The sequence below is a fragment of the Agathobaculum massiliense genome, from assembly GCF_900291975.1.
Lineage (GTDB): Bacteria > Bacillota > Clostridia > Oscillospirales > Butyricicoccaceae > Agathobaculum > Agathobaculum ammoniilyticum.
Window position 1 is genome coordinate 279,528 of record NZ_OMPN01000001.1, and the last position, 22,364, is coordinate 301,891.

The window sequence follows — 22,364 nt, forward strand, 5'->3', positions numbered from 1 at the left end:
CTACCATCCTCCCTGCTTTTTCCATTTCAGTCGTCCCGCTCATCTCCCCAGAAAAACAGCGCAACCGTCCCTGGGCCGGTATGCGCACCGATTACTGTGCCGATACTGTTTATGGAGACCCTGCCGTTCAGATGCGGGAATCGCGCCTCTACCATATCCGCTACCGCGCGCGCATCTTCCATGCATGCGGACTGCGAAATAAAGCATTTTCCGCTGTAATCCAGTCCATTTTCCGCATGCTGCTCCATCATTTTAACAATTTCGGAAACGACCGCTTTTTTGCCCCGTATTTTCTTCTGGGGAACCAGACGGCCCTCAAAATCCACGTTGAGCAGCGGACAAATCCCCAGCAGCGTGCCAAAGGTTGCTGCAGCGGGTGAAATTCGGCCACCGCGCTTAAAGCTGGTCAGGTCGGTCGCAAAAAACCAGTGGTGGAGCCGGAGCTTGTTCTGTTCCACCCATGTGTGCAATTCATCAAGCGACATACCCGCGTCGCGCTTATCGCAGGCCGCATCCACCAGCAGCCCATAGCCGGAGGATGCCGCCAGCGTATCCACCACATAAATCTTCCGTTCCGGATATTTCTCCCGCATTTCTTCGGCCGCAATACAGGCGGACGCGCAGGAGCCTGACAGTCCGCTAGAAAATGACAGATGCAGGATTTCTTTCCCCTCCTGCAGCAGCGGTTCGAACAGCCGCTTGTATTCCTCCACATTTACCTGCGCCGTGGTGGGCTGCGCCCCCGCGGCTATTTTTGCAAAATACTCCTCATAGGGTATGGTTTTGCCGAGATCGTCCAGGTAATCTTCCCCCTCCAACTGAAAATGAAAGCTGGCGAAGGGTACCTGCCTCATCCGAAAGAATTCGGCGGGCAGATCTGCTGTCGAACAGCAGGTAAGCGCATATGAAACCATAAAACATTCCTCATCATTCCATCATTTGTTTCCAGTATACCATGAAACCGCTTTTCTGAAAAGGCATATACCGTAAAACGTCGATGCCTTGAAAGGCGGCAGAAAACCCGTTTCGGGAACGGTCCAGACATTTCTTTTCTTGACCTTTTTCCCCATCCATGTTATCTTTTGATTAGGATAACGCACGCAGGCACCGCGATTGAAGCACGCTTTCAATCGCTTTTTTTCTGCAAAGCAAGGAGCTGCCGCTATGGAAGAAAATATTAAATGGACCAAACTTACTCGTTGCGCAGGCTGCGGCGCCAAGGTCGGCGCCGGTATTTTGGCACAGTTGCTCGACGGCATAGAGGTCCACCGCGATCCTGATCTGCTGGTGGGCTTTGACAAAAGCGATGACGCCTCGGTTTACCGGCTGTCGGACGAGCTTGCGCTGGTGCAGACCGTGGACTTTTTTCCACCCATTGCGGACGATCCGTTTCTGTTTGGCCAGATTGCGGCCGCCAACGCCCTGTCTGACATTTACGCCATGGGCGGCGAACCAAAGCTCGCGCTTAACCTGCTCTGTATACCGGAGAAGATGCCCCAGAGCGCGGTCCATGCGCTTCTCAGGGGCGGCTATGGCAAGGTATATGAAGCCGGCGCGCTCATCACCGGCGGACACAGTATTTTGGATGAGGAGCCAAAATACGGCCTGTCCGTCACTGGCTTTGTCCATCCCGAGCGGCTGCTGACAAACGCAGGGGCAAGGCCGGGGGATATTATGTTTCTGACCAAGCCCCTCGGAACCGGCGTCCTCACTACCGCCGCCAAAGCGGAGCTTTGTCCCCCTGCCGCGCTCGCGCAGGCCTATCGCCTGATGGCAACCCTGAACAAAGCCGCGCGCGATATCATGGTGCGGTATCGCGTCCATGCCTGCACGGATGTAACCGGCTTCGGCCTTCTCGGCCATGCGGTTGAAATGGCGCAGGCAAGCGGGGTTGCGCTGACGCTTGACGCAAAAGGGTTCGACCTGCTGCCCGAAGCCCTCGCGCTGGCGCGCACCGGCATCCTGCCGGAAGGGATGTATCGCAACCGCACCTTTGCCCAGCCCTTTGTCGATGCGGGACAGACCGAGCTGGCTGTACAGGACCTGCTGTATGACCCGCAGACCTCCGGCGGGCTGCTGATCGCCGTCGATCCGGCGGACGCGGACGCGCTTTGGGACGAGTTGCGGCCATCCGTACCCAGCGCGCAGCGTATCGGCAAAGCGGCCGACTATACCGGAGGCGCAAGAATCATCCTGCGCTGACCGCGGCAATGGCTTCCAGCGCACGCCCGACCTCTTCTTCGGTCGTGAACCAACCGAAAGACAGCCGCACGCTTCCTCTTGGGAACGTGCCAAGCGTTTTATGAGCGGACGGCGCACAGTGCAAACCGCAGCGTGTCAAAATTCCATATTCGCACTCCAGCCGGTACGCCGCTTCCGCATTATCTTTTCCAGGGAAATCCAGGCTGAATACCCCCACCCGCCCCGCGGCGGTTCGGGGGCCGTACAGCACGACGCCCGGCACTCCCTGCAAGCCGTCCAGGAACTGTTCGGCCAGCACCCTGTCATGTGCGGCGACCGTCTCCACCGTAACGCCCTGCAGGTATTCCAGCGCCGCTTCCCAGCCGTAAATCCCTGGCACATTCGGTGTTCCCGACTCAAACCGGTCGGGCATATAACTTGGCTGTTCCTCGCTGTCTGACGCGCTTCCCGTCCCACCGGAAACAAATGGCTCCAGAGCCGCCGCGAAATCCGGCCGCAGAATCAGCGCCCCGATGCCCTGCGGCCCCATCAGGCCCTTATGCCCGGGAACGGATAGCGCCGCAAGCCCCAGCCTGCCGAAATCAATCGGCAGGTGTCCGGCCGTCTGCGCGGCATCCAGCGCAAACGGAACACCATGCACAGCGCAGACCTGTCCCGCCCTTTCGGCGTCCTGCACCGTGCCGGAAACGTTGGAGGCGTGGCAAAGCAGCACCAGCCTCGTATCCGGCCGCAGCATCCGCTCCAGCGCCCGCAAGTCAAGGCATCCCTCCGCGTCGCACGGCACGCGCTCAAACCGCACGCCGTGCTGCGACATCTGCTGTAGCGGACGCATGACCGCGTTGTGCTCCATCGCGGAAACCAGACAGTGATCGCCCGGGCGCAGCGCGCCGTGCAGCAGCATATTCAGCCCCCAAGTATTGCCGGGCGTCAGCACCACATGCGCAGGGTCGGGAAAAGAGAACAGCGCACCCAGCCTTTGCCGCAGGCGCAGCGCGACCATACCCGCCTCCTGCGCGGCGCCATAGGACGACCGGTTGACCGTCGCGCCCACGGTTTCCACATATTCCTGCATCCGTTTCCCTACCGCCGGCGGTTTGGGGAACGACGTCGCGGCATGATCCAGATATATGGTTCTCATCGGCATCCCTCCATTGCCCTCTCTGTACAGGGCTCTGTTTTGACCAGTGTAGCACAGCCTGCAGCAAAAGTAAAATTTCGACCTCATTTTATTAAAGGAGATTCCCTATGAGCAAACACCACCGTCTCATCCTTCTGGCCGGTTTTATCACCGGCCTCGCTGCGCTGGGGCTTACCGCAGCAGGCAATCCCGCCAATATGGGCTTCTGCATCGCCTGCTTCCTGCGTGATATCGCGGGCGGGCTTGGTATGCACAGCGCCGCAAAGGTCCAATACATACGCCCGGAAATAATCGGGCTCGTACTGGGCGCGCTCCTGTCCGCCACGGCCGGCCGTGAATTCGAGGCGCGCGCCGGTTCCGCGCCCGCGCTGCGCTTTGTACTGGGTATGATTGTCATGGTCGGAGCGCTCGCTTTCCTCGGCTGCCCGCTCCGCATGGTGCTTCGGCTGGCCGGGGGCGACCTTACCGCCGTTTCCGGCTTTGCCGGCTTCACGCTCGGCATCGGCATCGGTGTGTTGTGCCTGAAAAAAGGATTTTCCCTGGGCCGCGCCTATAAAGTAAAGCGGTCTAACGGCTTCGTCCTGCCCTGTTTTATGGCCGCCCTTCTTGTCCTTCTGCTTGCCGTACCTTCTGTGCTGCGCTTCTCCGAGGAAGGGCCGGGCGCGAGCCATGCCTACTGGCTGGTTTCCCTCGCCGGCGGGCTGATCGTCGGCGGGCTGGCGCAGAAAAGCCGGCTGTGTATGGCAGGCGGCATCCGCGACATATTCCTGTTCCGCGACTTCCATTTAGTGAGCGGCTTTGCGGCGATCTTCGCCACCGTGCTGATCGGCAACCTGCTGCTGGGCGGATTCCATCCCACGCTTGCCGTGCAGCCGATTGCCCATCATGATTATCTGTGGAACCTGCTCGGGATGGCAGCGGTCGGCTGGGGCGCCGTTCTTCTGGGCGGATGCCCGCTCCGCCAGCTCATTTTGGCCGGAGAAGGCAACGGGGACAGCGCGGTTACCGTATTCGGCATGCTGACCGGCGCGGCGCTCTCCCACAATTTCGGCATGGCCGGCAACGCGGACGCCATGACGGGCGGCACCTTTGTCGCTGGAGGTGTGGGAACGCCCGGACAGATCGGGATACTGATCGGCCTGATCCTGCTGTTTATCATATCCGTCGTGAATCTGCACAAGGAGGAAAAAAACAATGGTTGATGCAAGAGGATATTCCTGCCCCATGCCGGTGGTCATGGTGCAGAAGGAAGTCAGCCGGAGCGCGCCCGACCAACTTGAGGTGCTGGTGGACGACCGCTGCGCGGTCGAAAATATTTCCCGCTTTGCCGGTCACAGCGGTTATGCGGTAGAGATTCGCGAGGTTGCGGATGATGAATTCTCTCTTCTGCTGACTAAACTGCCATGAATCGATATATTGCGACGTTCTACACCCACCTGAGCGCTCTTTTAAGCTTCCAAGCCCTGCAAAACGCGGATATTCCCGTCCGGATGCTGCCAGTCCCGCGCACGCTCAGTTCGTCCTGCGGCACCTGCGTCCAGTTTTCCGCCGAAACTGACTGCCGCGCGCTGCTGGATACGGATACCGAGGCAATTTACCTTGCGGGAACCACTGGTTATATTCTGCTTTGGCGCAGCGAAACCTGAAAGGAGTGACACCCATGTCACCTTTCGTAATTGCCGCCGTAGGGGCCGGCGGGAAAACGACCGCCCTGCTTCATCTGGCACGCGCCCTCTCCCACCGTGCTGTCCTGCTGACCACCACGACCCATATGTTTCCAGTCCGTCCGCCGCTGTGCCGCAGCCTGCAGCTCGATCCCCCCCCCATCCAGCTGCAGGAACAGCTTCGCCGGACCGGAGTTACCTGTGCGGGTACGCGTTCTACAGACGGGAAAATGGGGGCGCTTCCCGCTGCCTTGCTGCAGCAATCCATCCGCGCTTCCGATATTACGCTTTGCGAAGCGGACGGCGCGCACGGCTTACCGCTCAAGCTGCACCGTCCGGATGAACCGGTACTCCCGCCGCAAACCAGCCTTTGCCTGATTGTTGCCGGCCTGTCCGCGCTTGGGCGACCGGTCGGGGCAGCGGTACACCGTTACCAGCTCCACCCCGTCTGGGCGCAGGCTCCCAGCCAGCGGATCGGTCCGCAGACCATGATATCCTGCATTCGGGAAACCGTCGCCGCGGTCGGACTTCCCCCTGACAAGCTGCGCGTCTTCCTAAATCAGTCGGATCTTACCGGTGTTCGGCCGCAGGCGAAGGAAATTTTGCAGGCGCTTTCCTCTGACGGCCTGGACTGCCGCATGGGAAGTCTACACGACACCCCTGCCCACTTCATCGACTGGCTGCTTCCCTTGACCTAAAAAACGGGCTGATACCAGCCCGTTTTTGTCGTTGCTTACAGTAACTCGATCCCCTTTTCTCCGGATAGCTCGAGAAGCGCTTCCACCACACCGCCGCCGATTGCACGCGCCTTATCCGATATGGTATCGCAATAGGCCGCCTGTTCCGGCCGTGGGTCGATATCCGCGATCTTCAGCCCCGCCGATACCGGATAGCCCTCCCGAATCAGGCCGCGCAGAACGCCGTTTATCGTCGCGGAAACCGGCGTTTCTCCAATACGGGCGATGGTCTGCCCCGCGCGGACAATCGCGCCGATATCCACTGCCGCACCAGTTTCATCCTTAACAAAGCGCATCCGCCCTGCCGCCGGCGCGTGAATGACCCGTTCCACCGTATAACCCGCAATCGCCCCCGGCACACCCGTATCTGGTATTGCCGCACCCTGCCGAATCACACGCCCCAGATGGTGTCCCCGCATGGTTTCCACCACTGCGTCCACATCCTCGCCCGCAGTAAAGCCTGGGCCAATGCCAATCGTGATTTGAGCCAAGCTCCGGTCGGTACCCAAATTGTGTTTGGCCAAAATGGCATCCACCACTGCGGCAGGCCGCAGCACCCCGATGCAAGCCGCGCGTTCATCCACCAGCAGCGGCACTTCGCCCGTGCGGGATACCGCTGCCGCCTGCGCCACACCAGAAACGCAGCGGCAGCGCACGCCCTCCACCTTGGATGTCCCCCGCCAAACAGCCTCGCACAGCGCCGCCTTGCGCCGAATCGCGGAAGGATCCGCACATTCAGTCGTGATCACCCTGAAGCCGCAGCGGTACAGGCGAACGATCACTCCGGTTGCCAGATCTCCTGCTCCCCGCACCAGCACCCACGGCCGCACTTCACGCTTTAACATTCCAGTTCACTCCTGCCCCAACAGATCCGTAAAATATTCCTGCGCCATCTGGTCGAGCATCTCATGTGCCTGTCTGTCGAACGCACGGTACCGCGCCAGAAGCGCGCGTCCTTTTTCAGTCAGCGACGCGCCGCCGCCCCCCGCTCCGCCGATGCGGCGCTCCAACAGCGCAAAGCCAAGCTGCTCCTCGCAAGCATGTACCACGCTCCATGCCTTGTTGTAGCTCATCTCCATGCGTGCGGCGCTGCGCCGCAGGGATCCCAGTTCCGCGACGCCCTCGAGCAACTGCGCCGCGCCCGGCCCGAAAAGCTTTCCCTCCCGCACAAGGCGCAGGCTTGCTTTCACCCGAATCCGCTCCGCCATTAGGTTTTCCTCCATCCGCCAATATGCCATCATTATAGCATGTCCCCTGTTCAAACGCAACGGCCCACCCGTTTTGCATACCTTTCGTTATATATTAATTAATATAACGAAAGGTGCGACAAAAACGCCCTGCGCTTTTCTATTCCTTATTTGTTGCCGAAATAGATTGCAGTATGGTATAATCGTGTTATACAAATGCCGCTGGACGCTTTTGTGAGCAGTCCGCAGCTTACCGCAGGAGGCTTTCCCTATGAAATTGATACGCACGCAGGACGCGGTCGGGCAGGTGCTCTGCCATGATATCACCCAGATTATCCCTGGCATCACAAAGGACGCGGTGTTCCGCAAGGGTCATATCATCCGCGAGGAGGATATCCCTATCCTCCTCAGCGTCGGCAAGGAGCATATCTATATTTGGGAAAATAACGAAACCATGCTGCACGAAAACGATGCAGCGGATATCCTGCGTGCAATCTGTCAAAACGCGCATATGCGCGCCACCCCTCCTAAAGAGGGGAAAATCGAGCTGATCGCTGAAGCCGACGGCCTGCTGCTGGTCGATATCGAGCGCCTGCGCGCGGTCAATGCGCTGGGCGAAATGATAATCGCCACGCGCGCCTCGGGCTTTCCCGTTAAGGCGGGCGACAAGCTGTGCGGCATGCGTGTGATCCCTCTTGTGATCGAAAAAGAAAAAATGGAGCGGGCTGCACGAACAACCGGAGACGAACCGCTCCTCCGACTGCTTCCATTCCGTCCCCGTTCTTTCGGCGTGGTCACAACTGGAAACGAGGTATATCATGGCCTGATTCAGGATGCATTCACGCCGGTACTCGTGCGGAAAATGGCCGAATACGGCTGTAAAATGACCGCACATACGGTTTGCAGCGACAACGCGGGACAGATCACGGACGCAATCTGTCAGATGGCGGCCAGCGGCGTGGAGCTGATTCTCTGTACCGGCGGCATGAGCGTCGATCCGGACGACCGCACTCCGCTTGCCATACGGAATGCGGGCGCGAAAGTGATCAGCTACGGCGCACCCGTGCTGCCGGGCGCGATGTTCCTTGTTTCCTATCTGCCGGACGGGCATCCGGTCTGCGGCCTGCCGGGGTGCGTGATGTACGCAAAGCGTACCATCTTCGATCTGGTCCTGCCTCGTCTGCTGGCAGACATGCCTGTCACTGCAGACTGGCTCGCCGGTCTGGGGCATGGTGGGCTGTGCCTGAACTGCGCGGACTGCCATTTCCCGAACTGCGGCTTCGGCAAGGGCATATGACGCATCGGCTTCATCGTCGGGAACAGGAGGACGTTATGGCTTTTACTCATATTGATGCAAACGGCAATGCCGTGATGGTGGATGTAAGCGCGAAGCAGCCCTCTGTGCGCACGGCTTCCGCCTCTGGACGCATCCGCATGAGCGCGGAATGCTTTTCAGCTGTTCAAAGCGGCACATCCCAAAAAGGCAATGTGCTTGGCGTGGCACAGGTGGCGGGCATCATGGCTGCTAAACACACCGCCGACCTTATTCCGCTGTGCCACCGGCTGAACCTTACCAAATGCGAAATCGCATTTACGTTTTTGGAAGAAGAACGGAGCATCCAGGCTGTCTGCACCGTGCGTTGCGCCGGCCCGACCGGCGTGGAAATGGAAGCCCTGACCGGCGCTTCCACCGCGCTGCTCACCATTTACGATATGTGTAAGGCGATCGACAAGCGCATGGTGATCTCGGACATCCATCTGCTGAAAAAGCAGGGCGGCAAGAGCGGAGATTTCCGCTTTGCGGACAACAGCCATGCGTGACGCGCTCGGCCGCGAGATTAACTACCTGCGCTTATCCATTACCGACCGGTGCAACCTGCGCTGCCGCTACTGTATGCCAGCCGGAGGCATCCCGCTTTCCGCGCACAGCGCTCTGCTTCGGTATGAGGAGCTGCTGCGCGTCGCACGTGCGGCGGCGGCGCTGGGCATTGACCGGTTCAAGGTCACAGGCGGCGAACCGCTTGTCCGCCGGGGCTGTACGGATTTTATCCGCGCGCTGAAGGCAGTTTCCGGCGTGCGTCAGGTAACGCTGACCACCAACGGCCTCCTGCTCCCGCCTTTGCTGGACGAGCTGTGCCAAGCCGGTCTCGACAGCGTCAACATCAGCTTGGACACCCTCGATAACGCGCAGTATCAACGCATCACCCGCCGCATGCACACAGCAGACGACGTGCTCGCCGCCGTACGCCAATGCGCGGGGCGGCTCCCTACCCGCATAAACGCTGTGCTTCTGCCGGAAACAGCAGATCAACTCATCTCACTCGCGCGGCTGGCGGAGCAGCTCCCTGTAGACGTGCGTTTTATCGAACATATGCCGATTGGCGGCAGGAAAGCGCTTTCCGCCGCGTCTTCTTCCGTTCTTGACCGCCTGCGCACAGTCTGGCCGACGCTTGCGCCTTTTGGGGAGCGGCGCGGCAACGGACCTGCACGCTATTATTCCACGCCCGCTCTTCAGGGCTACATCGGACTCATCCAAGCGGTCAGCCATTCGTTTTGCGCAGACTGCAACCGCGTGCGCCTGACCAGTACGGGCATATTGAAGCCCTGCCTTTGCTATCCGCAAGGTACGGACCTGAAGCCGCTCCTGCGCGGCGGCGCGGCGGAAAACGCGTTGAGTACGGCCATCGAACAGGCAGTTTGGGCAAAACCTGCCGCCCATTGTTTTACCCGAACGCAGTACCCCGCCGAGCAAAGAAGCATGAACCAGATCGGAGGATAGTCAATGGGAAAGATAATCGCCGTATGTACGAGCGAAACGCGCGGCGTACAAAAGCAAAGCCGAAAGGAAGCTCTGCTGGAAAAGGATTGGGGTATCCGCGGTGACGCACACGCCGGACACTGGCACCGGCAGGTCAGTCTGCTTTCCGCAGAGGAGGTTGCTGCTTTTAACGCAAAAGGCGCGGATGTGCGCTCCGGCGCGTTTGGGGAAAATCTCGTGGTGGAGGGCATCGACTTCCGCAGCCTGCCGGTCGGCACATTGCTGCGCTGCGGGGATGTGCTACTTGAGCTGACACAAATCGGCAAGGAATGCCATCACCACTGTGCGATTTACAAAAAAATGGGGGATTGCATTATGCCGCGTGAAGGTGTCTTCGCCCGCGTGCTCGCAGGCGGGCGAATCTCCGCAGGCGATGAAATGACAGTCGAGCCGCGCACCGCGCCCTTACCATATCAGGCGGCGGTCGTCACCCTGTCCGACCGCTGCGCTTCAGGCGAGCGAGAGGATAAAAGCGGTCCTTTGGTCGCCGCACGGCTGGCCGCGGCCGGATTCGTGGTTGTCGAGCAGCTTGTCCGGCCGGACGAACGCGAACTGCTTGAGCGCAGCCTTATCCGCCTGTGCGACCAGCGGCAGCTCGACCTGATTCTGACCACGGGCGGCACAGGCTTTGCCCCGCGCGATATCACACCTGAGGCGACACGCGCTGTCGCGGAACGCGACGCGCCCGGCATCGCGGAAGCGATCCGCGCCGCGAGCATGCGCATCACGCCGCGCGCCATGCTCAGCCGCGCGGCGGCGGTCATCCGCGGCAAGACGCTGATTATTAATCTGCCCGGCAGCCCCAGGGCGTGTATGGAGGGCATGGACGTATTTCTGGACCAGCTCCCCCATGCGCTTGACCTCCTGCGTGGCATGCCGCAGGACTGTGGGCGCTGAGTTCTCTACATCAAAAAAGGAGGCTTTGATGCATACCATACCTCTTGAAACAGACCGGCTAATCCTGCGCAAATTTGAAGACAAAGATATGCAGCCTCTGCATCTTCTTTTGATGGATGAAACGGTAAACACGTTCTTACCCTGGTTCCCCGTCAAAAGTCTGGAGGATACCAGGACATTTTACGAAACGCATTTTGCAGGCAAGGCATATCATTTCGCAATTTGTCTACAAAGTGATAACATTCCGATCGGCTATGTAAAAGCAGATACGGACGACAGCCATGATTTCGGCTATGCGCTCCGCCGTGAGTTCTGGCACAGAGGGATCGCGACCGAGGCAGGCAAGACGCTTGTCGCGTATCTGCGAAAGGACGGTGTTCCTTACATCACGGCAACGCACGATAAAAACAACCCCAGAAGCGGAAAAGTGATGCGACAGATCGGCATGCGATATTGCTATTCTTACGAGGAGCAGTGGCAGCCTAAAAATATTCGGGTCGTATTCAGAATGTATCAATTGAATTTTGACGGACAGGACGACCGCGTATACCGGAAATACTGGAACCTTTATGATGCGCACTATGTTGAAAAGCATCTGTAATCTTGTCCGTATGCTATATTCCACCAAGAAATCCATGAAAAAGAAAAGAGAATCCCCTATGGAAAAACACATTGTATGGTTGCTCACGGCAGCAACGGCGCTCAGCCTGACTGCCTGCGACGGCACGGAAGCCGCATCCGGCGACGTCGCAGCAGGGCAGGAAACTGAACTGGTCGTTTTCGCAGCGGCCAGCCTTACCGAAACCCTGGACCAGATCGCCGAGGACTACAAAACCGTCGCTCCGGACGTGACGCTGACCTTTAACTTTGACTCCTCCGGTACACTCAAGACCCAGATCGAGGAAGGCGCGATGTGCGACCTGTTTATTTCCGCCGGCCAAAAGCAGATGGATCAGTTGGATGCGACGGCTGACCCATCGGTCAACACCGACGGGCTGGATTTCTTGCTGGCGGGCAGCCGTGTCGACCTGTTGGAAAACAAGGTGACGCTCGCCGTGCCGGAAAATAACCCCAAGGGCATCGACAGCTTTGACATGCTGGCCGCGCATCTGGAAGCGGGGGATATCCTGCTCGCCATGGGCAACAGCGATGTGCCGGTCGGTCAATATACGCAAAAAATCCTTGCCTACTATGGCCTGGATGAATCAGCGCTCACCAATGCACAGTGTATCACCTACGGCAGCAACGTCAAAGAGGTCACCACTCAGGTCAGAGAGGGCAGCGTGGATGCGGGCGTTATTTACTGCACGGACGCTTACAGCGCGGGCCTGACCGTTGTCGATGAGGCGACACCCGAAATGTGCGGACAGGTCATTTATCCGGCGGCCGTGCTGCAAACCTCCGCGCATCAGGATGCGGCGCGGTCTTTTCTGGACTACCTTGCCGCAGACGAGGCCATGTCAGTGTTCGAAGCGGTGGGATTCTCTAAAGTCGCCTAACGGCGCAGGCTGGGTTCGGACAGAGAAAGGGATCCAGTCCCACACTGGTATCTGAGGAGGTAACGCGGGTGGACTGGTATCCGCTTTGGAACTCGCTGCGCATCGCGGCGATCAGCATCGTGCTGGTATTCTTTACAGGCATCGCGGCGGCATACTACGCCGTGCGCCTGCCCCGTGCGCTCAAAGGCGTTTTGGACATGATACTGACCTTGCCGCTCGTATTGCCGCCTACGGTCGTCGGATATTTTCTGCTGCTGTTGTTCGGCAGCCGGCGGCCACTGGGCATGGCGCTGGAAAGCGTCGGAATAAAATTCGTGATGACCTGGTACGGCGGTGTAATCACGGCGGCGGTCGTCGCGTTTCCCCTACTGTACCGCACCGCGCGCGGCGCGTTTGAAGCGTTCGACGAGACCTTAGCGCAGGCTGGGCAGACGCTTGGTCTCTCCAATTGTTACATATTCTGGCGTATCCGGCTGCCTGCCTGCAGGCAGGGGATTTTCGCGGGCGTCGTATTGGCGTTCGCCCGCGCGCTGGGCGAGTATGGCGCGACCAGTATGCTGATCGGCTATACGCCCGGCCGTACCGCGACCATCTCCACCACCGTCTATCAGCTGTGGCGCACCGGCGACGAGCTGCACGCATTTTACTGGGTACTGGTCAACCTTGCGATCTCGGCAGCGGTGCTGCTGACCGTGAGCCTGCTTGAGCGTCGCCAGCGGAAAGGAGGACATGTCGGGTGAACTTATTTGTCGATATCCGCAAGCGGCTGGGCTCCTTCACATTAAACGCTTCGTTTAAGACTGCGGACGCTGTTACCGGCCTGCTGGGCGCCTCCGGCTGCGGCAAAAGCATGACGCTCAAATGTATCGCCGGCGTGGAAAAGCCGGACGAAGGCTGGATCGTGCTCGACGGTGAAACGCTGTTCGATTCCGCTCGCGGCATCAACCTGCCGCCGCAAAAACGGCAGGTTGGCTATCTGTTCCAGCACTATGCCCTGTTTCCCCATATGACGGTGGAAAAAAACATCCTGTGCGGCCTGCACGCGGAAAAGGATAAGGCCACCCGCCAGCGGCGCCTGCGGGAAACGCTCGAAATGCTGCAGCTCACCGGTTTGGAAAAACACCGCCCAGCCCAGCTTTCGGGCGGACAGGCGCAGCGGGCAGCGCTTGCCCGCATGCTGGTCAGCCAGCCGCGCCTGCTGCTGCTGGACGAGCCGTTCTCCGCGCTGGACAGCCATTTACGCGACCAGCTCCAGCCCCAGTTCATGTCCCTGCTGCGCTCCTACGGGCGGCAGGCGGTGATGGTGACGCACAGCCGTGACGAAGCCTATCACCTCTGCACCCGTCTGTGCATTATGGAGGATGGCCGTATCCTGCGCGCGGGCGGCACTAAAGAGGTTTTTGCCGCCCCTGGCAGCGAGGCCGCCGCACGTCTGACCGGTTGCAAAAATATCTCCCGCGCGGTCAAAGCGGGCGCATATACCGTCGAGGCGCTCGACTGGGGCGTCTGTCTGACTGCCGCGCAGCCTGTGCCGGACAACCTGAAAGCGGTCGGCCTGCGCGCGCATGCTTTCCAACCGCAGGTTCCGTCCAACCGCTTGCCCGTGTTATGGGCAGACGAGTTGGAAGAGCCGTTTGAATGGATCCTGCTGTTCCGCTACCAGAGCCAAGCCGCAAGCGCGCCTGCGCTCTGGTGGCGCTTCCCCAAGGACAGGAAGCCGGCCGCGCTCCCTGATTCGCTCGGCATCGCGCCTGAGCATGTATTGCTGCTGACTTGAAAACGGAGGGTATCCCGCATGATCGAACGACTGCTGCAAACCGCGCTGTGTGAAATACAGGCCGGCCGGCCCGCGATGCTGGTATCCATCGTCCGCTCCACCGGTTCCACGCCGCGCAAGGCCGGCGCCCTGATGCTCGTTGGAGAAAACGGCCTGCTGTGCGGCACAATCGGCGGCGGACTGCTTGAGCATCGCTGCCTTGCGATCGCCTCGTCCGCCCTTACCGTACCGCGCTGTGAAGCCTTTGTGCTGGACAACCGGCAGGCGGGTAGCTTGGGCATGGTATGCGGCGGTACTGCCGAGGTTCTTTTTACCCCGCTTACCGACGCTGCGCCGCTGCAGCAGGCCGTGGACAGTTTCCGTGCTGTCCCGCCTGTCCGATTCTGCCTGCCGCTGGACGGCTCCGCGCCTCTACTCTCGCAGGTGCAGTCCATCCTCTCCTGCCCCGCTGTCGTCCTTCTGGAAGAGCGTCCAGTCCTGGCGATCCCCTTATCTGATGCCGGTCGGGTGTTTGTGCTGGGCGGCGGGCATGTGTCACTCGCCCTTTCCCCGCTCCTGTATCATCTGGAGTTTCGCCATATTGTCATTGACGACCGCGCGGCGTTCTGCTCGCCGGAACGTTTCCCTCATGCCGAGCATACCCTTTGCATCCCATTTTCCCTACTCACCCAAACATTGGCCGGTCCGCTTTCCCCTGCCGCCGACGATGCCTTCTGTATCATGACGCGCGGCCACGAAGGGGATACGGACGCGCTCCGTTTCGCCCTCTCCACCCCCGCTTCCTACATCGGCGTAATGGGCAGCCGTCGCAAGCGGGAGTCAGTCTTTTCCCTATTGGAAAGCGAGGGCTTCCTCCATGTGCGGCAGCGTGTCATCACGCCGATCGGACTTGCTATCGGCGCGCAGACCCCCGCAGAGATTGCGGTATCGATTGCCGCGCAACTCATCGCATGGCGCAGCTCAAAGACCGCCGCCAAGCTGTGAGCGGCAGCGGCCGCCGCATTTCCTCCCGCTTAGTTCCTCGCTCTGTCCCGCTCTTCCTGTTTTTTAAAACTTGTGGAAAAAGTCTTGACATATCTGCTTATCCGAGATATAATATAAAAGCTGTCACGGTTGGAAAACATTGCGACGGATATAATTCGAGGTGTGGCTCAGCTTGGTAGAGCGCTTCGTTCGGGACGAAGAGGCCGCAGGTTCAAATCCTGTCACCTCGACCATAAAAAGGTTTTGCATCTTGCAAAACCTTTTTGTTTTACGCAGGAAAAAGCGGGTCCAGAATGGACCCGCTTTTTTCACACGGTGCTTCGGTCATAATCCCGCTATCAGACAGTGCATGAAGCGCCGGAATTCTCCCCCGCGTTGTTCCGCAATCTGATTGACCTCCGCGCCAGAAAGCGGCTGCATCAAAACCCCCGCCGCCATATTGGTGATCATTGCAACCGCAGCTACCGGCAAGCCGCAGTGCGCCGCTGCGACCACTTCAAATACCGTGGACATCCCAACCGCATCGGCTCCCATCGCGCGAAACATCCGGATTTCCGCAGGTGTTTCAAACTGCGGCCCATTCACGCCGCAGTAAACGCCGGACCGGAGCGTCACACCACAGGATAATGCGGCCTTTCGTGCGGTATCCCGCAAAGCAGGTGCATACGCAAACGTCATATCCGGAAAGCGCACGCCCAAGCTGTCGTCATTCGGTCCGGTGAGCGGGCTTTTTCCCGTCATATTGATGTGATCCTCAATCAGCATAAGATCGCCGACCGAAAACGATGTATTGATCCCCCCCGACGCATTCGTCAGCACCAGCGCGCGCACGCCAAGCGCTTTCATTACATAGACCGGATACGCGATCTCCTCGGGCGCATAGCCCTCGTAGCCGTGCAGGCGCCCCTGCATACAAAGAACCTTTTTCCCCTCCAGCATACCGCAGATCAAACGTCCGGTATGGTCCGGCGCGGTGGATACCCGAAAATGCGGTATCTCTCCGTACGGGATACACACCGCAACTTCCAGCTCCTCCGCCATCGGGCCGAGTCCGGATCCAAGAACCAATCCGATTTCCGGCACAAACGGCAGCCTGCTTTTCAAATAATCCGTCGATTCATCCACTTTTGTTTTTTTCATACGATATGCCCCCTTACAGTGCGGACAAAATCCGGCTGGTACGTAACCGTACCTCTGCCTTAACCTTTTCCAGATCGATCGTGGTATACGAACCGTCGCGGTATAATACCTCGCCATCCACCATCGTCAGCCGGATATCCGCCCCCTGCGCCGCATATACCACGTTGCAGGCCGCATCCGTCATGGGTGTGAACTGCGGCGTATCCGTATTGATGACGCACAGGTCGGCCTTGCAGCCAACTTTGAGAAGGCCGCTGTCCGTCCGTCCCTGTGACAAAGCGCCTGCGCGTGTCGCCGCATACAGCGCCTGCGCGGGAGTAATTAACGTCGCATCGCGATAATACCCTTTATATGCCACAGCAAACAGGTACAAATCCTGCAGGATATTAAGATTATTGTTGGAGGCCGCGCCATCCGTACCCAACGCGACGTTAATACCCATATCGAGCATCCTGGGTACATTGGCATAGCCTGACGCGAGTTTGAGATTGCTGGCCGGACAGCAGGCAACGGTAACGCCATGCTTCTTGAGGATGTCGAAGTCTTCCCCCTCCAGCCAAACGCAGTGCGCCGCTGTGGTCGGCACGTCGAATATGCCGTGTGCCTGCATATAGGCCGCCGGCGTCATGCCGTGCCGCTGCTTGCACGCCTCATGCTCCTCCTGTGTTTCCGAAAGATGAATATGCATCCGCGCGCCGCATGCCCCGGCCTGCGCGGCAACCGCCTCCACAACCTTGGGGGTCGAGGTGTACTCTCCGTGGATGCACAGGTCGCCCCGCAGCCGACCCTGATTCGCGCCGTTCCACTCGCCCAGCAGCCGCAGGTTATCCTGATATGCCGGCAGCGCTTCGTAAGAACTGTCGTCAAACACGGTAAGCCCCCTGCTCAAATTACATTTGATGCCGCTTTCCAGAATCGCCCTAGTCATCCCATCCAGAAAGAAATACATATCCGTGAATGACACCGTGCCGCAGGCCAGCATTTCAGCAATCGCAAGTTGTGTGCCGTGGTAAGCGGCCTCATCATCCAGCTTATCCTCAAATGGAAAGACCTTTTCATTCAGCCAGCGCTGCAGCGGGAGGTTCTCCGCATAGCCGCGCAGCAGGGTCATGGGCGCATGGCTGTGTACATTGTAGAAGCCGGGCAGCAGCAAACGGTGACGCCCATCGTACCGCTCACCATAATCCGCGTCCGGCGCGGCCGGCCCGATATAATCTATCATACCATCCCTTGTTCCTACATATTGCCCCCTTTTCAAAATGAAGCCTTCATCCAGTACATCAATGTTACAGAACAGCATTGTTTTCTCCTTTACCTTGGGTATGTATGGCGCGGTCTTTTTTCATTTGGTTGGAGGTTTCCCCAAACAACGTTCATCGGCACGGCATAGGTGGAAAAACGCACGCCGAGATCGGTGTTAAAATGATCGATCGATTTCATCAGCCCGATACAGCCCACCTGAAACAAATCATCCGGCGATTCACCGCGGCCCTGAAAGCGCTGCACGACTGACAAAACCAGCCGCAGGTTACCTTGGATCAACTCGTCCCTCGCCTGCTTGTCTCCCTGCTTCACGCGCAGCAGCAGTTGGTCGGTCTTTTTGGCCGACAGCACCGGCAGCCCTGATGTATTTACCCCGCAGATCTCTACTTTGGTTTGCATGGAAAATCCTCCTGCCTCATGCACAGGTTGTGCGTTCTATCAGGATTTTCCCCGCGGTTCGGAAAGAATATACCGACGAAATTTTTTGCCAGCCGACATGCTTCGACCGGATTTTCCGTCCGGATATGCTTGGCCGGAAAATATTTCTCAGCCGCTTCCACTTTTATTTTACCTTATTTCATCCGTATTCGCAAGGCAGCAAAGGAAAAAGACCACCGACAGCCGTCGGTGGTCTTTTGGTGCGGATGGGGGGACTTGAACCCCCACGTCCTTGCGAACACTAGCACCTGAAGCTAGCGCGTCTGCCATTCCGCCACATCCGCATATTCTCTTGTCTCGCACCTGAGAGAGTGGTGCGAGTGACGGGACTTGAACCCGTACGTCGATTGACACACGCCCCTCAAACGTGCCTGTCTACCAGTTCCAGCACACTCGCATTTGCTTTCTCATCGAGTCGCCTCACTGTCAGCGACAATATGTATTATATCGAATAGAACGAAGTTTGTCAACAGCTTTTTTCAAAAATTTTCCCAGACAACAAAGAATTCTGTGTGCTAAAAATCCGTTAAATTTCATCCACGCTACGTCTTCTTTTCAACACAGCGTTGACTTTTCCTATTCATCCTGATAGAATAGCAACAGTCAGGAGGAACCGCATCATGCCAGAAAAGAAAGTCAGCCGCCGTGTGCTCTATACGCGCAACGCGCTGCGCGACGCCTTTATTGATTTGATTACCGAACAGCCGTTATCCGATATCACCGTGACCGATATCTGCGCGCGGGCCGATATCAACCGCAGCACGTTCTACCTTCACTATCGGGATGTCGATGCGCTTCTGGTCGAAATTGAAAATAATATCATCGACCATATCGAGCAGGAGTTTTCCCGTGCGCCTCATGAGCATGTGTTCGAGGAGCTGGTAGCCTTTCTAAAGCTTCTACAGCAAACACCGCGCATTCCCAAGCTGTTGTATGCGCTTACCGGCGAGCAGGGTGATCCCCGCTTTATCCGCCGCCTGCAGCAGTTGCTCTTCAACGCTTTCCAGCAGGGATGGGACTTGCTCATGCCGGAGAGCTCCCGCAGCTATAAGTTTTTGATTTATTCCTATACTCTCCCCGGCGTCATATCCCTGCTGTCATCCTGGTTGCGCGGCGACGCGCCTGATATGACAGCCGAGCAAACCGTGGAACTGCTCCATACGCTGATTACGCATGGCATGAGCGGCATTTCACCGCTTTTCCTTCGCCCTGACGCTGGGGTTCTCAATTTATCTTGACAAGCTTTTCGCAGGGTGCTATATTAAAAAAGCTGCAAACCAAATATGCTCGCGTTTTTATCGCCGGATAAAAATTGCTGCGCCAGACTTTCTATCGTAGGCCTTAGAAGATAGAAAGCGCTGGCGTTTTTTATTGGTTAAAGGAGAACATCAAAATGGAACATACTGCTGATCTGCGCTCCTTCGGGCGCTACGCCTCACTGAACGTGCTTGGCATGCTGGGGCTTTCCTGCTATATCCTTGCGGATACCTTTTTCGTCTCCTGCGGGATGGGCGCGAACGGGCTTGCCGCTCTCAACATCGCTATCCCCGCCTACAATCTACTCAACGGCCTGGGGTTGATGATTGGTGTCGGTGGCGCGACCCGCTATACCGTCAGCTGCGCCCAATGCGACAACATATCCGCGGATCGCGCGTTTACGCATGCCGTCGGACTCGGCCTTGCAGTAGGCCTGCTTTTTATGCTGATCGGGCTGGCTGGCGCGGCGCCGGTTTCTCGTCTTTTAGGCGCAGATGCCGACACATTTCCCCTGACCAGCGTTTATCTGCGCACCCTACTTAGTTTCGCGCCTTTTTTTGTGATGAACAATGTATTACTTTCCTTTGTCCGCAATGACGGCGCGCCTGGGCGCGCTATGTGCGGTATGATAGTCGGCAGCCTGTCCAATGTTGTTTTGGACTATGTATTCATTTTCCCCTGCGACTGGGGCATGTTTGGCGCGGCTTTCGCCACTGGGCTTTCCCCAATTATCAGTCTGCTGATCCTTTCCGGCCATCTGCGCAGCCCTGTCCGCGGCTTTCATCTGTGCCGAGTGCGGCCGCAGGGCCGCCTGCTCGCTTCGATCTGCGCGTCCGGCATCTCTTCTTTCGTCGGGGAGCTTTCCTCCGCCGTCGTGCTGTTTTTATTCAATTTCGTCCTGCTGCGGATTTCCGGCAATACCGGCGTTGCGGCATACGGTATCGTCGCCAATCTGGCTCTGGTGGCCATCGCGATCTTTCAAGGCCTGTCGACCGGCATGCAGCCCCTTGTCAGCCACAGCAGCGGCCTGAACGACCACGGCGCGCTTCGCCGTTTCTACCGGTACGGCATCACGTCATCGCTCGCGATTGCCACGCTGCTTTATGTGCTGGTTTTCGTATTTGCCGCCCCCATTACCGCAGTGTTCAACAGCGAAAACAACGCGGTCCTCGCCGGCTACGCGGTCACCGGACTGCGCATCTATTTCTGCGGCTTTTGGTTCGCCGGCTGCAATATCGTCTCTTCTATCTTTTTCAGCGCGTCAGGGCGTTCCGCACAGGGATTCCTGCTCTCCATGCTCCGCGGCGTAATCGCAATTGTGCCGTTCCTCTTCCTTTTGACCGCATGGTTCGGTATCACGGGCGTTTGGGTCGCCTTTCCGGCAACCGAGCTGTTCACTTTCCTGTTCACCGCCGTATGCGCTGCGAAAGCGTTCCGTCGCACTGCGTAAAAAGACAGCCTCCGGATAACCGGAGGCTGTCTTTTCATTTTGCTCACATACGATTTTAAAGCGCTTCCACCAGTGATTTGAACAGCTTGCCGCGCTCCATAAAATTTTTGAACCGGTCAAATGACGCGCTGGCTGGACTCATGATGACCACATCGCCCGACTGCGCCTGCGCCTGTGCTTCGCGCACGGCGGTTTCGAGGTCCGGAACCTCAATGATCGGCGGGTGTTCCCCTTCGGCCGCCAGCACGCAGTCGCGTATCTTTGGTGCGGTCGCGCCGGTCAGGATCAGGGTCTTGACATGGGTGCAGATCGGCCCGCCCAGCACATCATAAGGGATGTGTTTATCATAGCCGCCCGCAATCAGGATCACTTTCTGCTGAAAGGATTCCAGGCCAGCGATCGTGCGCGTTGGGCTGGAAGCAATCGAATCGTTATAATATTTGACGCCGTCCTTTTCCCGCACGAATTCGATCCGGTGCTCCACCCCGCCAAAGGTCGTCGCAACCGCGCGGATATCGTCGTCCGGCACATACCCCTGCACAACGGCCGCAGCCATCATCATGTTGTATACGTTGTGCGCGCCGGGAATACGGATATCCGCCGCCGACATCAGCGCACGGCGCGTACCGTCCTCCGAAATATACAGCATATCATCTTTCAGAAACACACCGTTCGCAAGCTCCTGCGTTTTGCTGGTGCAGAACAGGTTGCCGGAAGCGTGCAGCGAACGGGTAACCTCGTCATCCAGATTGAGCACCAAACGGTCATCCGCTTTCTGGTTAAGGTAAATAGCCGTTTTCGCCTGCACATACTCGTCAAAATCCTTGTGGTAATCCAGGTGGTTGGGCGTCAGATTGGTAATCGCCGCAATGTGCGGCGAATGCCGCATCCCCATGAGCTGGAACGACGAAAGCTCGACAACAGCAAGATCCCTTTCCTGCATCTCATTTACGCGCGGCAACAGCGGTGTGCCGATGTTGCCGCCCAGATGCACGGTGTAGCCCGCATGCTTTAACATTTCGCTCACCAATGTTGTCGTGGTCGTTTTGCCGTCCGAGCCTGTGATACCGATGATCGGACACGGGCAGACCGCGAAGAAAAGCTCCATTTCGCTTGTGATCTCCGAGCCATTCTGCCGCGCATTTTCCAGAAAACGCGGATGCACGCCCGGCGTGCGGAAGATCACGTCCTCGTCCAGCGCTTCCAGGTAATGCTCGCCCAGCACGAAGTCCACGCCCAGCGTCGCCAGCGTTGCATAGCCGTCGCCAAGCTCTGTCGGGGTCTTTTTATCATGTACCGTCACACAGACTCCCGCCGCGCGCAACATGCGGATGAGCGGCATATTGCTAACGCCCGCGCCGATTACGCCGACCCGTTTATCCGACAGGCCGCCGAGATATTGTTCCAAAGCTGTCATAATAATGCGTCCACCGCCTTTTTCTCGATGTACAGTATAACCGATTTCATCCAATTTTGCAAGTACAGGTTTGACGGGAACGCTTTTTTGGGGTATACTGGATACCGTGACTGGTGCAGACGGTCGCGTGCGTTACGCATGAGGAAAGTCCGGGCTGCGCAGGGCAAGGATAACGGATAACGTCCGCCGGGGGCGACCCCAGGAATAGTGCAACAGAGAAATACCGCCGCGTCTCCGTAATGAAGACTCGGTAAGGGTGGAAAGGCGAGGTAAGGGCTCACCGCGCCCCATGGCAACATGGGGGGCCTGTAAACTCTATCCGCAGCAACGCCGACAGGGACTATGGGCGGCCCGTCCGTCCCGACTGGCGGCTTGAGGCGCGCGGCGACGCGCGTCCCAGATAGATGACCGTCCAATACAGAACCCGGCTTACAGCACCAGTCATGACACGTCAAAAAAGCGCTCCATACGGAGCGCTTTTTCCTTTTCTTCCCTA

The 22,364-nt window shown here is 58.2% G+C and carries 23 protein-coding genes, 3 tRNA genes, 1 other RNA gene and 1 pseudogene; 18 read left to right on the forward strand and 10 right to left on the reverse strand.

What is annotated here, in order from left to right:
- Window positions 1-26: 26 nt before the first annotated feature.
- Window positions 27-914, reverse strand: coding sequence for a DegV family protein (locus tag DBQ51_RS01315; protein ID WP_107630547.1), 888 nt, complete (start codon window positions 912-914; stop codon window positions 27-29).
- 250 nt (window positions 915-1,164) lie between these two features.
- On the opposite strand from DBQ51_RS01315, the gene selD reads away from it, so the two are divergent.
- On the forward strand, window positions 1,165-2,202 hold the full coding sequence (gene selD / locus DBQ51_RS01320; RefSeq protein WP_054326013.1) for a selenide, water dikinase SelD: 1,038 nt from the start codon (window positions 1,165-1,167) through the stop codon (window positions 2,200-2,202).
- Here the strand turns inward: selD and DBQ51_RS01325 are convergent.
- Window positions 2,189-3,340: an aminotransferase class V-fold PLP-dependent enzyme gene (locus DBQ51_RS01325; RefSeq protein WP_107630548.1), complete on the reverse strand. Its 1,152-nt coding sequence runs from the start codon at window positions 3,338-3,340 to the stop codon at window positions 2,189-2,191. The two genes, selD and DBQ51_RS01325, sit on opposite strands and share 14 nt — an antisense overlap.
- 107 nt (window positions 3,341-3,447) lie before the next feature.
- Here DBQ51_RS01325 and yedE point away from each other — a divergent pair, with 107 nt between their 5' ends.
- From yedE to yqeC, 4 genes are read left to right on the forward strand one after another with little or no spacing between them, the layout of a single operon-like run.
- A complete protein-coding gene (gene yedE, locus DBQ51_RS01330; protein ID WP_107630549.1) occupies window positions 3,448-4,542 on the forward strand; it encodes a YedE family putative selenium transporter in 1,095 nt (364 codons plus the stop codon).
- The gene (locus DBQ51_RS01335) at window positions 4,535-4,747 is read left to right on the forward strand and encodes a sulfurtransferase TusA family protein (protein ID WP_054326015.1); all 213 of its coding nucleotides are present in this window, start codon (window positions 4,535-4,537) and stop codon (window positions 4,745-4,747) included. Before yedE ends, DBQ51_RS01335 begins: the two co-directional genes overlap by 8 nt.
- The gene (locus tag DBQ51_RS01340) at window positions 4,744-4,986 is read left to right on the forward strand and encodes a DUF3343 domain-containing protein (protein WP_054326016.1); all 243 of its coding nucleotides are present in this window, start codon (window positions 4,744-4,746) and stop codon (window positions 4,984-4,986) included. Before DBQ51_RS01335 ends, DBQ51_RS01340 begins: the two co-directional genes overlap by 4 nt.
- Before the next feature lie 14 nt (window positions 4,987-5,000).
- The gene (gene yqeC / locus DBQ51_RS01345; protein WP_107630550.1) at window positions 5,001-5,702 is read left to right on the forward strand and encodes a selenium cofactor biosynthesis protein YqeC; all 702 of its coding nucleotides are present in this window, start codon (window positions 5,001-5,003) and stop codon (window positions 5,700-5,702) included.
- A 35-nt stretch (window positions 5,703-5,737) separates the two neighbouring features.
- On the opposite strand, the gene yqeB is transcribed toward yqeC, so the two are convergent.
- Window positions 5,738-6,586 (reverse strand): selenium-dependent molybdenum cofactor biosynthesis protein YqeB, encoded by an 849-nt coding sequence (gene yqeB, locus DBQ51_RS01350; protein ID WP_242977795.1) that lies wholly within the window; start codon window positions 6,584-6,586, stop codon window positions 5,738-5,740.
- A gap of 6 nt (window positions 6,587-6,592) precedes the next feature.
- Window positions 6,593-6,982, reverse strand: coding sequence for a winged helix-turn-helix domain-containing protein (locus tag DBQ51_RS16945; protein ID WP_242977796.1), 390 nt, complete (start codon window positions 6,980-6,982; stop codon window positions 6,593-6,595).
- Between the two features lie 217 nt (window positions 6,983-7,199).
- On the opposite strand from DBQ51_RS16945, the gene DBQ51_RS01355 reads away from it, so the two are divergent.
- The 10 genes from DBQ51_RS01355 (at window position 7,200) to DBQ51_RS01400 (ending at window position 15,136) form a co-directional block, all read left to right on the forward strand.
- Window positions 7,200-8,225 (forward strand): molybdopterin-binding protein, encoded by a 1,026-nt coding sequence (locus tag DBQ51_RS01355; RefSeq protein WP_054326020.1) that lies wholly within the window; start codon window positions 7,200-7,202, stop codon window positions 8,223-8,225.
- A gap of 35 nt (window positions 8,226-8,260) precedes the next feature.
- Entirely contained in the window at window positions 8,261-8,749 is a 489-nt protein-coding gene (gene moaC / locus DBQ51_RS01360) for a cyclic pyranopterin monophosphate synthase MoaC (RefSeq protein ID WP_107630551.1), read from the forward strand.
- Window positions 8,727-9,707: a GTP 3',8-cyclase MoaA gene (gene moaA / locus DBQ51_RS01365; RefSeq protein WP_242977797.1), complete on the forward strand. Its 981-nt coding sequence runs from the start codon at window positions 8,727-8,729 to the stop codon at window positions 9,705-9,707. Before moaC ends, moaA begins: the two co-directional genes overlap by 23 nt.
- Before the next feature lie 3 nt (window positions 9,708-9,710).
- Window positions 9,711-10,643, forward strand: coding sequence for an MOSC domain-containing protein (locus DBQ51_RS01370; protein WP_107630552.1), 933 nt, complete (start codon window positions 9,711-9,713; stop codon window positions 10,641-10,643).
- A gap of 28 nt (window positions 10,644-10,671) precedes the next feature.
- Window positions 10,672-11,244, forward strand: a complete 573-nt coding sequence (locus DBQ51_RS01375; RefSeq protein WP_107630553.1) for a GNAT family N-acetyltransferase — start codon at window positions 10,672-10,674, stop codon at window positions 11,242-11,244.
- 58 nt (window positions 11,245-11,302) lie between these two features.
- Window positions 11,303-12,142, forward strand: a complete 840-nt coding sequence (modA, locus tag DBQ51_RS01380) for a molybdate ABC transporter substrate-binding protein (RefSeq protein ID WP_107630554.1) — start codon at window positions 11,303-11,305, stop codon at window positions 12,140-12,142.
- Between the two features lie 68 nt (window positions 12,143-12,210).
- Window positions 12,211-12,882 carry a molybdate ABC transporter permease subunit gene (gene modB / locus DBQ51_RS01385; protein WP_107630555.1) on the forward strand — a complete coding sequence of 224 codons (672 nt, stop codon included), beginning with the start codon at window positions 12,211-12,213 and terminating at the stop codon, window positions 12,880-12,882.
- Window positions 12,879-13,919, forward strand: coding sequence for a sulfate/molybdate ABC transporter ATP-binding protein (locus DBQ51_RS01390; RefSeq protein ID WP_107630556.1), 1,041 nt, complete (start codon window positions 12,879-12,881; stop codon window positions 13,917-13,919). The genes modB and DBQ51_RS01390 overlap by 4 nt, the downstream gene beginning before the upstream one ends.
- 18 nt (window positions 13,920-13,937) lie before the next feature.
- Complete coding sequence (locus tag DBQ51_RS01395; RefSeq protein WP_107630557.1) at window positions 13,938-14,903, forward strand: XdhC family protein; 966 nt, start codon at window positions 13,938-13,940, stop codon at window positions 14,901-14,903.
- Between the two features lie 156 nt (window positions 14,904-15,059).
- Window positions 15,060-15,136, forward strand: a tRNA-Pro gene (locus DBQ51_RS01400).
- Window positions 15,137-15,227: 91 nt separating this feature from the next.
- Here the strand turns inward: DBQ51_RS01400 and DBQ51_RS01405 are convergent.
- From DBQ51_RS01405 to DBQ51_RS01425, 5 genes and pseudogenes are all read right to left on the reverse strand, one after another.
- On the reverse strand, window positions 15,228-16,043 hold the full coding sequence (locus DBQ51_RS01405) for a purine-nucleoside phosphorylase (protein WP_107630558.1): 816 nt from the start codon (window positions 16,041-16,043) through the stop codon (window positions 15,228-15,230).
- Between the two features lie 13 nt (window positions 16,044-16,056).
- The gene (locus DBQ51_RS01410; RefSeq protein ID WP_242977798.1) at window positions 16,057-17,265 is read right to left on the reverse strand and encodes an amidohydrolase; all 1,209 of its coding nucleotides are present in this window, start codon (window positions 17,263-17,265) and stop codon (window positions 16,057-16,059) included.
- A 152-nt stretch (window positions 17,266-17,417) separates the two neighbouring features.
- Window positions 17,418-17,705, reverse strand: a pseudogene (locus tag DBQ51_RS01415) (sigma-70 family RNA polymerase sigma factor); the annotation flags it as partial.
- Between the two features lie 237 nt (window positions 17,706-17,942).
- A tRNA-Leu gene (locus tag DBQ51_RS01420) sits at window positions 17,943-18,028 on the reverse strand.
- A gap of 28 nt (window positions 18,029-18,056) precedes the next feature.
- Window positions 18,057-18,141, reverse strand: a tRNA-Leu gene (locus tag DBQ51_RS01425).
- Between the two features lie 223 nt (window positions 18,142-18,364).
- Between DBQ51_RS01425 and DBQ51_RS01430 the strand changes: the two genes are divergently transcribed.
- The gene (locus tag DBQ51_RS01430) at window positions 18,365-18,982 is read left to right on the forward strand and encodes a TetR/AcrR family transcriptional regulator (protein WP_107630560.1); all 618 of its coding nucleotides are present in this window, start codon (window positions 18,365-18,367) and stop codon (window positions 18,980-18,982) included.
- A 155-nt stretch (window positions 18,983-19,137) separates the two neighbouring features.
- Window positions 19,138-20,451, forward strand: coding sequence for an MATE family efflux transporter (locus DBQ51_RS01435; protein WP_107630561.1), 1,314 nt, complete (start codon window positions 19,138-19,140; stop codon window positions 20,449-20,451).
- Window positions 20,452-20,506: 55 nt separating this feature from the next.
- Here the strand turns inward: DBQ51_RS01435 and murD are convergent, their stop codons facing one another.
- The gene (gene murD, locus DBQ51_RS01440) at window positions 20,507-21,868 is read right to left on the reverse strand and encodes a UDP-N-acetylmuramoyl-L-alanine--D-glutamate ligase (RefSeq protein ID WP_107630562.1); all 1,362 of its coding nucleotides are present in this window, start codon (window positions 21,866-21,868) and stop codon (window positions 20,507-20,509) included.
- Between the two features lie 107 nt (window positions 21,869-21,975).
- Here murD and rnpB point away from each other — a divergent pair.
- Window positions 21,976-22,316: RNase P RNA component class A (rnpB, locus tag DBQ51_RS01445), an RNA gene on the forward strand.
- Window positions 22,317-22,364: the final 48 nt, after the last annotated feature.